This window comes from Serratia ureilytica, from assembly GCF_013375155.1.
Lineage (GTDB): Bacteria > Pseudomonadota > Gammaproteobacteria > Enterobacterales > Enterobacteriaceae > Serratia > Serratia ureilytica.
Genome location: NZ_JABXOF010000011.1, coordinates 153,795 through 168,782 on the forward strand (window position 1 = coordinate 153,795; position 14,988 = coordinate 168,782).

12 protein-coding genes are annotated in these 14,988 nt (G+C 61.4%); 3 read left to right on the forward strand and 9 right to left on the reverse strand.

The features are described 5' to 3' along the window. Nucleotides 1-8: 8 nt before the first annotated feature. The 9 genes from HWW83_RS20200 to yebS all read right to left on the reverse strand — a co-directional run bounded on the left by HWW83_RS20200 (nt 9) and on the right by yebS (nt 11,330). Nucleotides 9-2,480 carry a fimbria/pilus outer membrane usher protein gene (locus HWW83_RS20200; RefSeq protein WP_405052726.1) on the reverse strand — a complete coding sequence of 824 codons (2,472 nt, stop codon included), beginning with the start codon at nt 2,478-2,480 and terminating at the stop codon, nt 9-11. A gap of 22 nt (nt 2,481-2,502) precedes the next feature. Continuing rightward, a complete protein-coding gene (locus HWW83_RS20205) occupies nt 2,503-3,270 on the reverse strand; it encodes a fimbrial biogenesis chaperone (protein ID WP_046686936.1) in 768 nt (255 codons plus the stop codon). A 20-nt stretch (nt 3,271-3,290) separates the two neighbouring features. After that, nucleotides 3,291-3,833, reverse strand: a complete 543-nt coding sequence (locus tag HWW83_RS20210; protein WP_033642838.1) for a Csu type fimbrial protein — start codon at nt 3,831-3,833, stop codon at nt 3,291-3,293. Then, nucleotides 3,827-4,330 (reverse strand): Csu type fimbrial protein, encoded by a 504-nt coding sequence (locus HWW83_RS20215; protein ID WP_033642839.1) that lies wholly within the window; start codon nt 4,328-4,330, stop codon nt 3,827-3,829. Before HWW83_RS20215 ends, HWW83_RS20210 begins: the two co-directional genes overlap by 7 nt. A 2-nt stretch (nt 4,331-4,332) precedes the next feature. Further along, entirely contained in the window at nt 4,333-4,869 is a 537-nt protein-coding gene (locus HWW83_RS20220; RefSeq protein ID WP_033642840.1) for a Csu type fimbrial protein, read from the reverse strand. 273 nt (nt 4,870-5,142) lie between these two features. Further along, the gene (locus HWW83_RS20225) at nt 5,143-5,679 is read right to left on the reverse strand and encodes a Csu type fimbrial protein (protein ID WP_033652487.1); all 537 of its coding nucleotides are present in this window, start codon (nt 5,677-5,679) and stop codon (nt 5,143-5,145) included. 265 nt (nt 5,680-5,944) lie between these two features. Continuing rightward, nucleotides 5,945-7,381 (reverse strand): 16S rRNA (cytosine(1407)-C(5))-methyltransferase RsmF, encoded by a 1,437-nt coding sequence (rsmF, locus tag HWW83_RS20230; RefSeq protein ID WP_176589512.1) that lies wholly within the window; start codon nt 7,379-7,381, stop codon nt 5,945-5,947. A gap of 102 nt (nt 7,382-7,483) precedes the next feature. Continuing rightward, on the reverse strand, nt 7,484-10,114 hold the full coding sequence (locus HWW83_RS20235) for a PqiB family protein (RefSeq protein WP_089195483.1): 2,631 nt from the start codon (nt 10,112-10,114) through the stop codon (nt 7,484-7,486). Further along, complete coding sequence (gene yebS, locus HWW83_RS20240) at nt 10,083-11,330, reverse strand: membrane integrity lipid transport subunit YebS (RefSeq protein WP_047026336.1); 1,248 nt, start codon at nt 11,328-11,330, stop codon at nt 10,083-10,085. Before yebS ends, HWW83_RS20235 begins: the two co-directional genes overlap by 32 nt. 255 nt (nt 11,331-11,585) lie before the next feature. Between yebS and HWW83_RS20245 the strand changes: the two genes are divergently transcribed. From HWW83_RS20245 to prc, 3 genes are all read left to right on the forward strand, one after another. Further along, on the forward strand, nt 11,586-12,083 hold the full coding sequence (locus HWW83_RS20245; RefSeq protein WP_033642843.1) for a free L-methionine (R)-S-oxide reductase MsrC: 498 nt from the start codon (nt 11,586-11,588) through the stop codon (nt 12,081-12,083). 96 nt (nt 12,084-12,179) lie between these two features. Continuing rightward, complete coding sequence (gene proQ, locus HWW83_RS20250) at nt 12,180-12,890, forward strand: RNA chaperone ProQ (RefSeq protein WP_004931497.1); 711 nt, start codon at nt 12,180-12,182, stop codon at nt 12,888-12,890. A 19-nt stretch (nt 12,891-12,909) separates the two neighbouring features. Next, nucleotides 12,910-14,958 (forward strand): carboxy terminal-processing peptidase, encoded by a 2,049-nt coding sequence (prc, locus tag HWW83_RS20255; RefSeq protein ID WP_033642845.1) that lies wholly within the window; start codon nt 12,910-12,912, stop codon nt 14,956-14,958. Nucleotides 14,959-14,988: the final 30 nt, after the last annotated feature.

The window sequence follows — 14,988 nt, forward strand, 5'->3', positions numbered from 1 at the left end:
TCCGTGTGTTACTGGCAGACGAGAGGGCCGACGCGTTGCAGCCCCTGCGGGTTGGCCAGGCTGAAACTGACCTGGCACGGCGGGCCGCCGTCGGCCGGGATTACGCTTAATCGGTTGTATTGCTGCACCGGATCGATATAGGTCATGCCATCCCACCCGACGTAGCTTTGTTGATTGCCGCCGAGCACCGCCACCTGGCTGCCGTTGGCCAGCGGTTTGCCTTGCGCATCGACCAGCTCCACGTCGGCGGCGGACAGGCGCTGGACGGGGAATTCGACCAGGTAGCCGCTGTGATCGCGGATGGCGACGGTTTTTTCGACCGCCGGCAGGTTAACGTCCGCCGGTAAATTGAGCGGGTCGATTTGGAACTTGGCGTGGTAATACGAGGTGACGGTGGGCACCAGCAGATAACCTTTGTCGTTGGTGACGCCGATGCGCTGGTTCTCGTAGCTGACCGGAATGCCGGCGTAGCCGTCGGTCGATACCAGCGCGAAGGCATCGTTGATGGTGTTGGTGGCATAAACGCCGCCGTTCATCGCCACCAGAGAACCGCTGACTTCGCCCCAGCGGGTGTAGTCGTTACGGTTGCCATACAGCCCGGCGCGGGTTTCCAACAGCGAGGTGCGCCAGGTCACATCCGCCTGACGATAATCGCTGTTGCTGCCCTGGCCGCCGGCATAGGCCAGATTCCAACCGAAACCGCCGTCGGTCGGCGCGGCGCGGCTGTAAGCCACGCGTTCGCTCCAGCGGTTGCCGGCGTCGCGGGCGGTGCTGACGTTGGCGGTGCCCCAGGTATCGAACGGAATGCTGATCTGCAGCTGAGAGCTGTAACCGTCACCGCCAATCTCGCGGTTTGCCGAGGCGTACAGGCTGATGTTGCGCCACAGCGTCAGGCTGTACGACAGGTTGACCAGGCGAGTGCGCTGGCCGATGGCGTCGCGCACGTCGAAATAACCGGCGCCCAGGCTGCCGAAGCGGCTCAGGCCGATGCTGCCGGTCAGCTGATCGGTGCGGCGGCTCAGCCGATAGCTGCTCTTATAGGTGGAAAGATCGCCAAAGTCCGCGCTGCGCAGCACCCGTTGAGCGTTGAGGCTGAAATACTGATTGCTGTAGGTGTAGCTCAGGCTGGTTTGATCGCCGTGGCGGCCGGCGTACTGATAGACCGGACCGGCATCCGGTTGCTGCACCGGTTGGCCGGTGACCGGATCGTAATACCGCGGCGTGACCGGAGGGGCGTTGAAAGCGTCGCGGCCCGCCTGGCTGTAGCTGTAGGAGGCGTTGAGCACCCCTAACTGCCCGATGCGCATGCCGGCGCCGGCGCCGGTGACCGCCAACTCCGCCGCACCTTCCGCCCGCCCTTCGATCGTGAGCCAGTCCGTGACGCCGTAACGCCCGCTGCCGCTGGCCACCCACTGGCCGTAGTCCGCGGATCGGTAACCGTAGTTTTGGCGCAGCGCGCCTGCCGACAGGCTGAAATCGCTCAACCCGGCCTGCAGCAGCGAACTGGCGACATAGAACGGCACCGTCGTGCTGATCTGGCGGCCGAGCGCATCGGTCGTCACCACCGTCGCCTGACCGGCGCCGTTGATGTAGGGCACGGTATTCAGGGTGAACGGGCCGGGATTCACGTTGGCGGAGGTGTTTTTATAGCTGTTGATGTACAGATCGACGCTGCTCGGCACGGCGGCCTGGCCGGAGAACTGCGGCAGCGGGTAGGTAATGAGATCCGGCCGCGTGGCGAAATTACGCGCTACCTGCAGACCGCCGACGCGCACCGAACTGGTCCAGGGCAGCGAGCCGGTCGTGAGATCGCCGGCGGTGTAGCTGAGCATGGTGTCGTCGTCGCTGTAGCGCCAACTGCTGTCGTAGCGGATATAGCGATTGTTCTGCTGCGCGGCGGTCTCGCCGTTGAAGCTGCTGCGGAAAATGCCGGTGTTGGCGATAACGCCGAAGCCGTCGAACAGGCGCTGTTCGCTCCAGGCGGAAAAATAGCCCGGATTGCCGCGCCCGCCGCTTTGGCTGACGTAGGCGTCGTAATTCAGCAAGAAGCCCAGGCTGCTTTGCGCCGGCAGCCGCTGCTCCGGGTTGGCGTCACCGAGGGTTTGCCTGGGGAGCCAATCGTTGGGCACCGAGATCAGCAACTGCTGCGTTTCGCCGCTGTAGGTGACGTCGACCTTATCCAGTTGATCGACGGCGATCTCTTTCACCTGTTTGTCCGTCACCGGCAGGCCGGCATCGATCAGCTGCTGAGGCGTTAAATAGTAATGGCCGCCGCGGTAGGCGACCGGCACGACTTTGCCGGTCGGGCGGCCGTTCACCACCGGCTCCAGATACAGCGTGGTATCCGGCATGCTGACGGCGCGGGGCGGCGGTGGCAAATCGTCGGCGGCGGCAGGCGGCGGGCACAGTTCTAGCGCCATACAGAGTACGGCCAGGGCCAGCGGCTTGAGCTGCATGCCGCGTGAGGGCGATGGCGACATCCGCATCACCTGCGCCTCGGGCTCAGTAAGACGGGAGGGTTACGGGCTGTTTATTGTCGTTGACCATCGCCTGCAGCTTGCCGGCGGCAAAACTGCCCGACGGCGGCAGGGCGAAACGCATTTGCGAACCCGGCAGCACATAGCCCAGCAGCCCGTTGTTGAGCGGCTTGCCCTGAATGCTGACCTGCGACAGGCGAGCATGCACGATGCCGTCATTGCGCACGTCGAGCCAGCGCTGGCTGTTTTGTTGCAGCAGCCGGTAGCTGAGCTTCGGCTGGTTGGCGGTGGCGTAGTCGCGCGGGTGTTCGAAGTCTTGCTTGGTCCAGACGCCTTTGCCGCTGACGAACAGCGGCACCGAATAACGCATCTGGAATTTCAGCCCCATCTGCGCGCCTTTGTCGGGCGCTGCGCCATCTTTATCTTTGATCGGCACTTCATCGACCAGGATGCGGTAAGCCCGCTCTTGTCCGGCGGCGGCCGGCGTCTGCTTGATCAGGCGAATCAGTTGGCGTTTGCCGGGGAGAATGGTGGCGACCGGCGGGCTGGCGAGCACCTCGCTCTGGTTGCGGTAATCGTCCTTACCGCCGGTTTGTTGCCAGCCCAGCACGCGAATTTGCATGTAAACCGGCTTGCTGTCGCGGTTTTCCAGCCACAGGGCCGTCGCCTGCTGGTTGTCTTCAATAACCGGATCGATGGGCCAAATCAGAATGGAGGCGGCGGCGAAGGCCTGCGGCTGGCCGGCTAACAACAATCCTGCCAGCAGAGGCAGGCGAAGCAGAGTAGTACGCATAATGTGATCCTTTTAAAAGCTCAATAACTCACCGTCACTAAGACCGTATCGTTGTAGGTGCCGCTGGTGGGCAAGGTGCTGCTCGCCATTAAACTGGCGTAGATTTTTATTTCCTGCGTACTGCCGGTGGAGGAGACGGTTTGGGCGGCGCCGCCGTTGCCGCCGTCTCCCCACAAAACGGCGTAGTTGGCATCCTGGTAGAGCTGGTAAATCAGCGTTTCCGAGGTGACCGAGTTCAACAGCTTGCGTCCGCCGGCGATGGAGCCGGTCACGTTATTGCCGACGTTCAATCCCAGGGTGACGCTGAGCCCGGGGTTGCAGCGGATAAGGATTGAGCCGGCGCCGGCGCTCGAGACAATTTTTATCGGGCTGCTTAAAGACGCCACCTGGCCGAAGCTCATGCTGCCGAACGAGGTAACGTTGGTGACGCCGCTGCCGAGCACGCAGCCTTTGATGATCGAAGCATTGACCGTGAAGCCCTGGCTGACGGTATCGGCATGTGCCGCCGGAGCGCCAAACAGCGCCGTCAGCAGCAGGGTGCGCAGCGTTCCGTTAATCACCAATTTATCGTCACCTGTACCGTGTCCGTATAAGTGCCCGTCGCCGGCGTCGCCTGCACCGGAATCATGCCGTACACCGGCAGCCAGACGCTTTGACCGGTGGCGGTCTGCGTCACGCCGGTGACGTTATCCCAGACGGTGGCGTAGCTGGCGCTGGTATACAGGTTGTAGTTCACGCGGGCGCCCGCCGCGCTTTGCAGATAGCGCGAAGCGGTATTGCCGCTCTGTCCGCCGCTGAGCAGCACCGTGTAACTGGTGCCGTTGTTGCAGTTGATCTGCAGTGCACCGGCGTTCGCCTGGCCGGTCACTTTTATTGCCGTATTGAGGAAGTAAACCGTGCCGAAGTTAAAGGTGCCGAACGTGGTGTTGCCGCCGCTGGTGGTGCCTGCGACACAGGATTTGACCAAGGTGGCGCTGACGCCGACCGTCGCAGTGCTGACGTCGGCGCGGCAAGCGCCTGCCAACGACAGCAGCATGCAGGTGACGGCCAGGCGCGTCATGCTTACCAGGTGACGGTCATGGTGACGGTATCGCTGTACGCGCCTGCCGCCGGGGTGGTGCCCGCGGCGGGCACCAGACCATAGACGATCAACGGGACCGCCGAGCCGGTGCCGGTGCCGGTCAGCACACCGGTGGTGCTGTTCCACGGCACGGCGTGGGCGCTGTCCTGGTAGAGGTTATAGCTGATGTAAGCGGGCACGCTGCTGGCCATGCGCCGCTGGCTGCCGGAGGCGTTGAGGCCGTTGTCCAGCGCCACGGTGTAGTTGGTGCCGGTGGTGCAGTTCAGCCCCAAGGTGCCGGTGCCGCCGCTGCCGGTGGCGCTGGCGGTGATGACGTTAGCCAGCGACGAGTAGGTGCCGAAGCTGATGGAGCCGAAGTTGTTGGTGGTGCCGGAGCTGTTGCCGCCGGTAACGACGCAGCCGGCGCCGATGGTTAAAGTGACGCCCAGCGTGCCCTGAATGGTGCCCGCCGCAAAGGCGGCGCCAGAGGTGCACAGCAGAACCGCTGCCGAGGTTAATGCCGCCAGAGTCTTTTTCATCATGGTTCCTTGCCGTAGTAGAGAAGCCTGCCAAAAAGCCCGAAAAATGAGTCAAATGCATTAATCTATTTACAGATTAATTAATAGAATAAGAACGGGGGAATGTCTTGCCGAAAGATTAAAAACTTTATTTATTTTTAAGCGAGATCGCAGGTTGAGTGCAGCGTAAACACATCAGGGGGAATCGTGTTTGAGATAATGAGATGGCGGATGGGAATATTATTATATTAATGAATGACGGAGCGCCGTGGTGGCGCCCCGTGTCGGCAGGCATCACCAGGTCACGGTCATGGTGACGGTATCGTTGTACACGCCGGCGGCCGGGGTGGTGCCCGCGGCGGGCACCAGACCGTAGACGATCAGCGGGACCGCCGAGCCGGTGCCGGTGCCGGTCAGCACGCCGGTGGTGCTGTTCCACGGCACGGCGTGGGCGCTGTCCTGGTAGAGGTTATAGCTGATGTAGGCGGGCACGCCGCTGGCCATGCGCCGCTGGCTGCCGGAGGCGTTGAGGCCGTTGTCCAGCGCCACGGTGTAGTTGGTGCCGGTGGTGCAGTTCAGCCCCAAGGTGCCGGTGCCGCCGCTGCCGGTGGCGCTGGCGGTGATGACGTTAGCCAGCGACGAGTAGGTGCCGAAACTGATGGAACCAAAGTCGTTGGTGGTGCCGGAACTGTTGCCGCCGGTGACCACGCACCCGGCGCCGATGGTCATTGTCACGCCCACCGTGCCCTGAATGGTGCCCGCTGCGTTGGCTGCGCCACTGATGCACAGCAGAGGTGTTAACGAGAGCAAAACCAGCAGAGTTTTTTTCATCATGATTCCTTGCCATGTCAGAGAAAGTCCGCAAAAACGCCACCCAGAGCTGAGTTGCACGCATTTATTTACTTACATTTAAATTAATAGGATAAGAACGTGAAATTGTCTTTATCAAAGGTCAAAACTTTTTAATTGGCACAGGGCAAGCGTGCGCGGGTGAAATAACGTGATGGTGAAATGATTAGAATAATAACGAATGGTGATGGGAATATTGTTATCTTTATTTATCGCCGGGGAAAGCGGCTCCCCGGCGCCAGGGCGATTACAGGTGAAAATCCAGCGCGCCGTCGCGCACCAGCTCGCGCGGCAGGTTGTTCTTGATGCGGCTGCCGATGCGTTTGGCGATGCCCAGCGGTTGCCCCTGATAGGTGACGATGCACTCGTCGCCCGCCGGCGGCTGCTCAGGGTAGAGATCGCGGCCGTGATACCACTCCTGGGCCAGCGCGGCGTCCAGCTCGAAATGCTGTTTGCCGTCGGCGCCCGCGAGAGCGATCGCCGCTTCGTGCTGCCAACGGAAACCTTTCGGGAAGCGCTCCGCCAGCTTGAGGCCGATACGCGAGAAGCGCACTTTGCCGAACAGCGGCTCCAGCTCGGCCGGGAAGAGCCAGATTTCCTTGTCGCGCTCCCACAGCCGGCTGTCATCGCCCCAGGTTAAGCCGGATGCCGCGGCGGCTTGGGCGACCAGCGCCGCCTCTTTGCCGGACAGCGGGCTGAACGGGAATTTACCGACTTTATAGGTCGGCTTCGCCAACGGCGCCACGGCGTGTTTTTTACGCAGGCGGGCGACGAAAAAACCTTCGCTGTCGTAAATCTGCGGGAAGACGTGCAGGAAGCCCTCGGCGGTCAACGCCTTGTCGGCGCCGGGGAACAGCTCACCCAGCGGCTCGACGCTGACCGCGTCGCCATAGGTGTCCAGCAGCCAGCGCACCACCTGCTGATTTTCCTGCGCATTGAGGGTGCAGGTGGAATAAACCATCACGCCGCCCGGCGCCAGCGCATGAAACGCGCTGTCGATCAGCTCGCGCTGGGTGGCGGCGATCTCGGCGACGCTTTCCGGCGACCAGTTGCTCATGGCGTCCGGATCTTTGCGCACCACGCCTTCGCCGGAGCAGGGGGCGTCGAGCAGAATGGCGTCAAAACTCTCCGGCAGCGCGGCGCCGAACACCCGGCCATCGAAGTGGGTCAGCGCCGTATTCTTCACGCCGCACCGGCTGATATTGGCGTGCAGCACTTTCACCCGGCTGGCGGAGTATTCGTTGGCGACGATGCCGCCCTGATTATCCATCAACGCGGCTATCTGGGTGGTTTTGGAGCCCGGCGCGGCCGCCACGTCCAACACCCGATGGGGCGCTGCGCCGCCGGCGAACAACGCGCTGACCGGCAGCATCGAGCTGGCCTCCTGAATGTAGAACAGGCCGCTCAAATGTTCGGCGGCGCTGCCCAATCGCAGCTCTTCATCGTCGCGCTCGATCCAGAAACCTTCCGCGCACCAGGGAATGGGTTCCAATCGCCAGTCGTAGTCCCGCACCAGCGCCAGGAAGTCGGTGACGCTGATTTTCAGCGTGTTGACGCGCAGGCTGCGGCGCAGCGGGCGCTGGCAAGCGGCGATAAAATCGTCCATCGCCAGCTCGGCGGGCATGATGGCGCGGGTGGCGTCGAGGAAAGCGGGGGGCAGAAAAACGGCGGTGGATTTGGCCACGGGGCGAACTCTCAGGGTGCAATAAAGACAAGGGCGAGAGTTTATCACAAAGCGGAAAAAAACAGGGCCCGGCATTGCCGGGCCCTGAGGGAAACGCGAAAGTTAATCGCGCGGAATGGCGGTGCCCCAGGTTTTCCAGTCCTTCGGCTCTTCCGGATTCAGCAGGAAGTGCTTGTTCGGTGTCGCTTTCGGCGCCAGCGGAATGGTTGGCGGCGTGGCGAAGGCGATGCCGCCGCGGATGAATTGCTGGAAGGTGCCACTCTTGATTACGCCGCCGGTCAGGCCGAACTGCAGGTTGTAACCCGACGCCAGCCAGAACACGCTGTTGTTGCGCACCAGATGCTGGTACTTCTTGCTGATGCGCAGCGCGACGTGCACCCGATCGGACATGGCGCCGAGGTAGAAGCCGGTGATGGTGCCGACCTCCACGCCGCGGAACAGCACCGGCGTGCCGATCTGCAGCGAGCCGGTTTCGGCCGCGTCGAGCACGACGCTCAGGCCGTCCAGATAGCGCGAGTCGGTGATGCTGGCCTGCTGCAGTTCGAAGGTGCGCAGCTCGCGCCCGCGGCCCGGCTCCACGTTGATATAAGGCTGGAGCAGGGTATCGAGGTTGCTGACGCCGGCGGCGGAGATCTCCGGCGACACGATCGAGAAGCGGCTGCCGAGGCGCGCGAAGGTCTGCACGTATTCCGGATACAGCACCGCTTTGGCCAACACTTCGTTGCGCTCCGGCGCCAGCTGCAGCGACTCCACCTGGCCGACGTCGATGCCGAGGTAACGCAGCGGCATGCCCGCCGACAGCTTGCTGGCGTCATAGGTTTTCAGCGTGATTTGGCTGCCCACCGCGCGGGCGGCGGTTTCGCTGGCGTACAGTACGCGGTTGGCGCCTTTGTTCAGCGTCACGCCCTGCAGGTTGTCGAAGCTGATGGCGCCTTTCAGCGCGCGGTTGAGCGGTGAAGCCTGCACCGTCAGGCCGCTGCCGTTGAGCTGCACCTTGGCGCCGCCTTCGGCCCAGAAGATGCTTTCACGGGTCAGCAACTTACGGTATTCCGGGCTGATGTAGACGTCCACCTCAAACTCGTTGGCCTTCGGCCGAACGTTAACGATCTCGCCCACCTGGAATTTACGATACAGCACCACTGAGCCGGCCTGCACGTCCGGCAGGCTGGTGGCGCTGAGGGTCAGGGTGGTGGAAGGGGCGTTGCCGACGATGCCTTCCTCGGCTTTTTCGCTGTTGGCGTACAGCGGGTACTGGCCGCCAGGCTCCCCTTTGCTGCCGGGGATAATGCGCACGCCGCCGTCTACCCACTCCTGCGCGCTGGCGCCGAGCACTTCCATGCCGTCTATCCCCAGCTTGACGTCGAGGCGGCTGTTGACCACGAATTTGCTGTCTTTGTGCAGCAGGCCGCGATATTGCGCATCAACGGCGGCGGTGAACACCACGCCGCCGGCGGTCAAGGTGCGGCTCAGGATTTGGCCGACTTTCACGCCGTGCACCACCAGCGGTTGCCCGACGTCGATGCCGTAGCTTTGCGGCGCCGTCAGCGTGACGGTCAACACGCCCGGCTGTTGCAACAGCGTTTCGCTGCTGTCCAGCACGTTGAAGCGCTGCTGCGGTTCGCCTTCACCCGGCACCAGTTCCAGCGTGGTGCCGGTCAGCAGTTGGCTGAGCTTGGCGTCGTTGAGGCTGATGCGCGGGCTGCGCATCACGATGCGGGTGCCGCTGCGCATCAGATCGACCACCGAAGGATCGATGGTCAGTTCACCGATGACTTTGCTGTCCTGTTGCAACGTCAGCTTGGTCAGGGTGCCGACCTGCAGCCCCTGGTACATCAGCGGCGTGCGGTTTGCACTCAAACTGTTGCCGCTCGGCAGATCCAGCAGAATATTGACGCCGCGCTGGCTGTGGGCCAGGTCCGGGTAAAGGGTATAGTTCTGATCGCCCTTGGCCTGCTGGCCATCGGCCGGCGAGTCGAAGGCGATGGCGCCGTTGACCAGCGCCGCCAGGCTCTCCATCTGCACCGTGGCGCCGGACAGGCTGAAATCGCCCTTGAAGCCGGAGACATTCCAGAAGCGGCTGTTGCTCTTCACCAGGTTGGCGAAGCGGCGGTCGATCAGCACGTCGATGGTTACGCCCTTGTTGCCTTCGCTGATGGTGTAGTCATACACCTTGCCGACCGGGATTTTACGGTAATAGACCAGCGAGCCGCTGTTGAGCGAACCCAGATCGTCGGCATGCAGGTGAATCATCAGCTCGCCGGTGTTCAGGCGGTACTTCGGCTGGGTATCGAGCGCGGTGAAGTGGGTTTGCTCCTTGCCGCTGCCGGGCATCATGCCGATATAGTTGCCGCCGACCAGCGCATCGAGCCCGGAAACCCCGGCCAGCGAGGCTTTGGGCGTCACCAGCCAGAACTGGGTGCCTTCGCGCAGCGAGTCTTCCAGATCGCTTTTGATGCTGGCTTCCACCACGATGCTGCGCAGATCTTTGCTCAGGCTGATTTTTTGCACCGTGCCGACCTCAACGCCCTGGTAGCGCACCGGCGTGCGGCCGGCGACGATGCCCGCCGCCGATTGGAAATCGATGGTGACGGTGGTGCCGCGCTCCTGGAAATTGTTATAGACCAGCCACCCGGCGATCAGCAGGGCGATGAACGGCAGTAACCAGAACGGTGAAATGCGGCGTTTGTTCTTGACCCGCGCTTCAGTCGGTGTAGTCGGCGTTTCCTGTTGCATGTGCATCCCAAATCAATCGGCTATCCAGCCACTCAACGGCAAGAATAGTCAAAATGACCGCCGAGCCAAAGTAAAACGCGGCCGGTCCCATAGTAAAAGATAACAGTTGATCGCGATTTACCAGCGACATCATCAAGGCGATAACGAACAGATCGAGCATCGACCAACGGCCGATCCAGGTGACCAGGCGCAGCAGACGAATGCGCGTCTTCAGGCTGTGCGAGGTTTTGAAGTGGATGCTCAGTAACAGCACGATCAGCACGATCACCTTGGTGAAGGGCACCAGCACGCTGGCGATGAACACGATGGCGGCGATCGGCACGTTGCCGGAGGTGGCCAATGAGACCACGCCGGAGAAAATGGTGTCTTCCAGCCGCGTGCCGTTGGCGTAAATGATGGAAATCGGCAGCAGGTTGGCCGGTATCAGCAGGATCATCGCCGCGATCAGCGCCGCCCAGGTTTTCTGCAGGCTGTAGGGCTGGCGATGGCACATCGGCACATGGCAACGCGGGCAGCGGCCGCGCGCGTCGGGATAGCCGGTATAGTGGCAGGACAGACAAATGTGCAGCGCCGTCGGCGGGCCTTCCGGCTGTTCCTGCGGATAGTAGCGCTCCCACAGCTGCTCCAGGTTGGCGTGGATCAGCGTCAGGATGCTCAGCACCGTGAGCGACAGGTAAGCGATCAGCGCGCTGCCGGGCTGGATGTCGGCGTAATCCTGCACTTTGATCGCCGCCACCGCCATGCCGATCAGATAAATGTCCAGCATCACCCACTCTTTGAGCCGCTCCAGCATCAGCAGCACCGGGCGCAGGTTCATGCCGAGCGCATGGCCGAAACGCAGGTACAGCAGCGACAGCACCAGCGTCAGCGGGGCGCCGATGGTGCAAAACGCCACCATGCTGGCGGTGAGCGGATCGCCCTGGCGGCTCATCTGCCAGATGCCCTCCAGCAAACTGGCGTCGATGCGCGTGCCGAGCAGACGAATGCTGATCAGCGGTTCGGTGAAGGCGAACGGCATCAGCAGCAGCATGGCGATCGCCATGGCGGTCAGGCGCGTCATCGACCAGTCGCGGCCGCTCACCACCTTGGCGTTACAGCGCGGACAATAAGCGGCCTGATTGCCGCTGAGCGGCGGCAGCACAAACAGCAGGTCGCACTCGCAGCAGCGTTGGTGGCGCGCTTTGGAAAGGGGGGCGGTGATCGCGTGTATTTTCATTTTTGACAAGTAGCTGCCCTTGAGCCCGCCGGAACTGTCAGCGTAGCTGAAAAATAAACCGGCCGCGTCACCGGCGATCGGGCGCCGGACGGTAAAACGAGGTAAACCGGGATTCTGAGCGGCAAACATACCCCGAGCGACGGGGTTTTGTGAAGCAACAGATGATTAACCTTGTGGCTATACGCATTTAATGCTTATTTTATAGGGCCTAAGCTTTGGGCTTCTGGCCATCTTCACTGTTTCAATGGTTAACACATGACAAAAGAACAATTCTACGCGGAATTAAAACGTGACCTGAGCGCGTTGCTCGGCGGGGAAACCAACTTTATCGCGGCGCTGTCCAACGCCAGCGCGTTGCTCAACGAGCGTCTGGATGACGTGAACTGGGTCGGTTTCTATCTGATGGATGGCGACCAACTGGTGCTGGGGCCGTTCCAGGGCAAGATCGCCTGCGTGCGCATTCCGGTGGGCAAGGGCGTGTGCGGCACGGCGGTGGCGGAAAATCGCGTGCAGCGCGTCGGCGACGTGCATGCGTTTCCGGGCCATATCGCCTGCGATGCGGCCAGCAACGCGGAAATCGTGCTGCCGCTGGCGGTTGGCGGCCGAGCGATCGGCGTTTTGGATATCGATAGCACGGTTTATCAACGCTTCGACGAACAGGACGAAGTGGGCCTGAAAGCAGTGGTGGCGGGGCTTTGTGAGCAACTGGAACAGTGTGACAGTGCGAAATATGTGACTGTGGCGGCAAGTTGATCGACGGTTAACGTGGCAATTACCGATGGCGTCATTATAATGACGCCTGTTCATGCCTGTGGCTTGTTGGCAATACCGTTGTAATCAGGAAATTTCATGGAAAATCAACCTAAGTTGAACTCTAGTAAAGAAGTCATTGCTTTTCTTGCCGAGCGTTTTCCGCTCTGCTTTAGCGCCGAAGGCGAAGCTCGTCCGCTGAAAATCGGTATTTTTCAGGATTTGGTAGAGCGCGTGCAGGGGGAAGAGAATCTCAGCAAAACGCAATTGCGTTCTGCCCTGCGCCTATACACCTCAAGCTGGCGTTACCTGTACGGCGTCAAGGTTGGCGCGCAGCGCGTCGATCTGGACGGCAATCCGTGCGGTGAACTGGAGCAGCAGCATGTCGATCATGCTCGCCAGCAGCTTGAAGAAGCCAAAGCGCGCGTTCAGGCACAGCGTGCCGAACAAAACGCCAAAAAACGTGAAGCCGCCGGCGAATCCGCCGATGCCGCTCCGCGCCGTCCGCGTCCAGCCGGTAAAAAGCCCGCTGCGCGTCGCGAAGGCGGAGCCGCGCCGGAAAACCGCAAGCCGCGCCCACAAACTCGCCCACAGCCCGCTCGCCAACCTCGTGCAGCCAAAGAGGAAAGCCAGCCGCGTTATGCGCCAGTCACGGATATCTCTAAACTGCAAATTGGCCAGGAAATCAAAGTCAGAGCAGGCAAGAGCGCGATGGATGCTACCGTACTCGAAATCGCTAAAGATGGCGTACGTGTGCAGCTCTCTTCCGGTCTGGCGATGATTGTGCGCGCAGAACACTTGCAGTTCTGATACGGAGGCCAACCCAGGCATGAACAAATTCGTCAGATTAACAGCGATTGCAGGGCTGCTGTGGGCGGGTGTCAGTTACGGCGCGGAAACAGCCAACATCCGCATCGGCCAACTGCCCCAACTGCAACAGGAACCCCAGCACGCTACGGTGAGTGAGCGCGTCACCTCGCGCTTCACTCGCTCTCATTACCGCCAGTTCGCCCTCGATGCGGAATTTTCAGGCAAGATCTTCGATCGCTACCTGAACATGCTGGACTACAATCATAACGTGTTGCTGGCCTCCGACGTGGCGCAGTTCGCCGGCAAACGCAATCAGGTTGGCGAAGAGCTGAAAACCGGCAAGCTGGACACCTTCTACGCGCTGTTCAATCTGGCGCAGAAACGCCGCTTTGAGCGTTACACCTATGCGTTGTCGTTGCTGGACAAGCCGATGAACTTCACCGGCAACGGCACTATCGATCTCGACCGCAGCAAAGCGCCGTGGCCGAAAGACAAGGCCGAGCTGGATAGCCTGTGGGATGCGAAAGTCACGTATGACGAGCTGAACCTCAAGCTGACCGGCAAGACCGACAAAGAAATCCGCGACACGCTGACCAAGCGCTATCAGTTCGCCATCAAGCGCCTGACGCAAAGCAACAGCGAAGACGTCTTCCAGCTGGCGATGAATGCCTTTGCGCATGAAATCGACCCGCACACCAACTATCTGTCTCCGCGCAACACCGAGCAGTTCAACACCGAGATGAGCCTGTCGCTGGAAGGCATCGGCGCGGTGCTGCAGATGGATGACGACTACACCCTGATCAACTCGATGGTGCCGGGCGGTCCGGCGGCGAAGAGCAAAGCGATCACCGTGGGCGATCGCATCGTCGGCGTCGGCCAGGCCGGCAAACCGATGGTGGACGTGATCGGCTGGCGCCTGGACGACGTGGTGTCGTTGATCAAAGGGCCGAAGGGCAGCAAGGTGCGCCTTGAGATCCTGCCGGCCGGCAAGGGCACCAAAACCCGCGTGGTCACCTTGACCCGCGAGCGCATCCGTCTGGAAGACCGCGCGGTGAAAATGACCATCAAGACCGTCGGCAAAGAGAAGGTGGCGGTGTTCGACATCCCCGGCTTCTATGTCGGTCTGACCGATGACGTGAAAGTGCAGCTGCAGAAGATGGCCAAGCAGAACGTCAAGAGCGTGATCATCGATCTGCGCACCAACGGCGGCGGCGCGCTGACCGAAGCGGTGTCGCTGTCCGGCCTGTTCATTCCGAGCGGCCCGGTGGTGCAGGTGCGCGACAACAACGGCAAAGTGCGCGAAGACGCCGACACCGACGGCGTGACCTACTATAAAGGCCCGCTGGTGGTGCTGGTCGATCGCTTCAGCGCCTCCGCCTCCGAAATTTTCGCGGCGGCGATGCAGGATTACGGCCGCGCGCTGATTGTCGGCGAGCCGACCTTCGGTAAAGGTACCGTGCAGCAGTACCGTTCGCTGAACCGTATCTACGATCAGATGCTGCGCCCTGAGTGGCCGGCGCTCGGTTCCGTGCAGTACACCATTCAGAAGTTCTACCGCGTCAATGGCGGCAGCACCCAGCGCAAGGGCGTGACGCCGGACATTCTGATGCCGACCGGCGTCGATCCGGCGGAAACCGGCGAAGCGTTTGAAGACAACGCCATGCCGTGGGACAGCATCAATGCGGCGACCTACAGCAAGACCGGCGATATGGCGCCGTTCGAGCCGGAGCTGCTGAAAGATCACCAGCAGCGCATCGCGCAAAATCCGGAGTTCCAGTACATCGCGCAGGATATTGCGCATTACAAGGCGCTGAAGGATAAACGCAACATCGTGTCCCTCAATCTGGCGGTACGCGAGAAAGAGAATCACGATGACGACGCGACCCGTCTGAAACGCATCAACGAGCGTCTGGAACGTGCGGGCAAGAAGCCGCTGAAATCGCTCGACGATCTGCCGAAGGATTACCAGGAGCCGGATCCGTACCTGGATGAAACCGTGCATATCGCGCTGGACCTGGCTCATCTGGAAAAGGATCAGCCTGCTCAGCAGCCGACGCCGGCCAAATAAGGCCACGGCTTTGCCTGTGAAAAACGCACC

Bases quoted from the DNA above. Each gene is read 5' to 3' on its own strand.
- HWW83_RS20200 (WP_405052726.1), bottom strand. From the start codon at position 2,480: ATGTCGCCATCGCCCTCACGCGGCATGCAGCTCAAGCCGCTGGCCCTG.
- HWW83_RS20205 (WP_046686936.1), bottom strand. From the start codon at position 3,270: ATGCGTACTACTCTGCTTCGCCTGCCTCTGCTGGCAGGATTGTTGTTA.
- HWW83_RS20215 (WP_033642839.1), bottom strand. From the start codon at position 4,330: ATGACGCGCCTGGCCGTCACCTGCATGCTGCTGTCGTTGGCAGGCGCT.
- HWW83_RS20220 (WP_033642840.1), bottom strand. From the start codon at position 4,869: ATGAAAAAGACTCTGGCGGCATTAACCTCGGCAGCGGTTCTGCTGTGC.
- HWW83_RS20225 (WP_033652487.1), bottom strand. From the start codon at position 5,679: ATGAAAAAAACTCTGCTGGTTTTGCTCTCGTTAACACCTCTGCTGTGC.
- HWW83_RS20235 (WP_089195483.1), bottom strand. From the start codon at position 10,114: ATGCAACAGGAAACGCCGACTACACCGACTGAAGCGCGGGTCAAGAAC.
- yebS (WP_047026336.1), bottom strand. From the start codon at position 11,330: ATGAAAATACACGCGATCACCGCCCCCCTTTCCAAAGCGCGCCACCAA.
- HWW83_RS20245 (WP_033642843.1), top strand. From the start codon at position 11,586: ATGACAAAAGAACAATTCTACGCGGAATTAAAACGTGACCTGAGCGCG.
- proQ (WP_004931497.1), top strand. From the start codon at position 12,180: ATGGAAAATCAACCTAAGTTGAACTCTAGTAAAGAAGTCATTGCTTTT.
- prc (WP_033642845.1), top strand. From the start codon at position 12,910: ATGAACAAATTCGTCAGATTAACAGCGATTGCAGGGCTGCTGTGGGCG.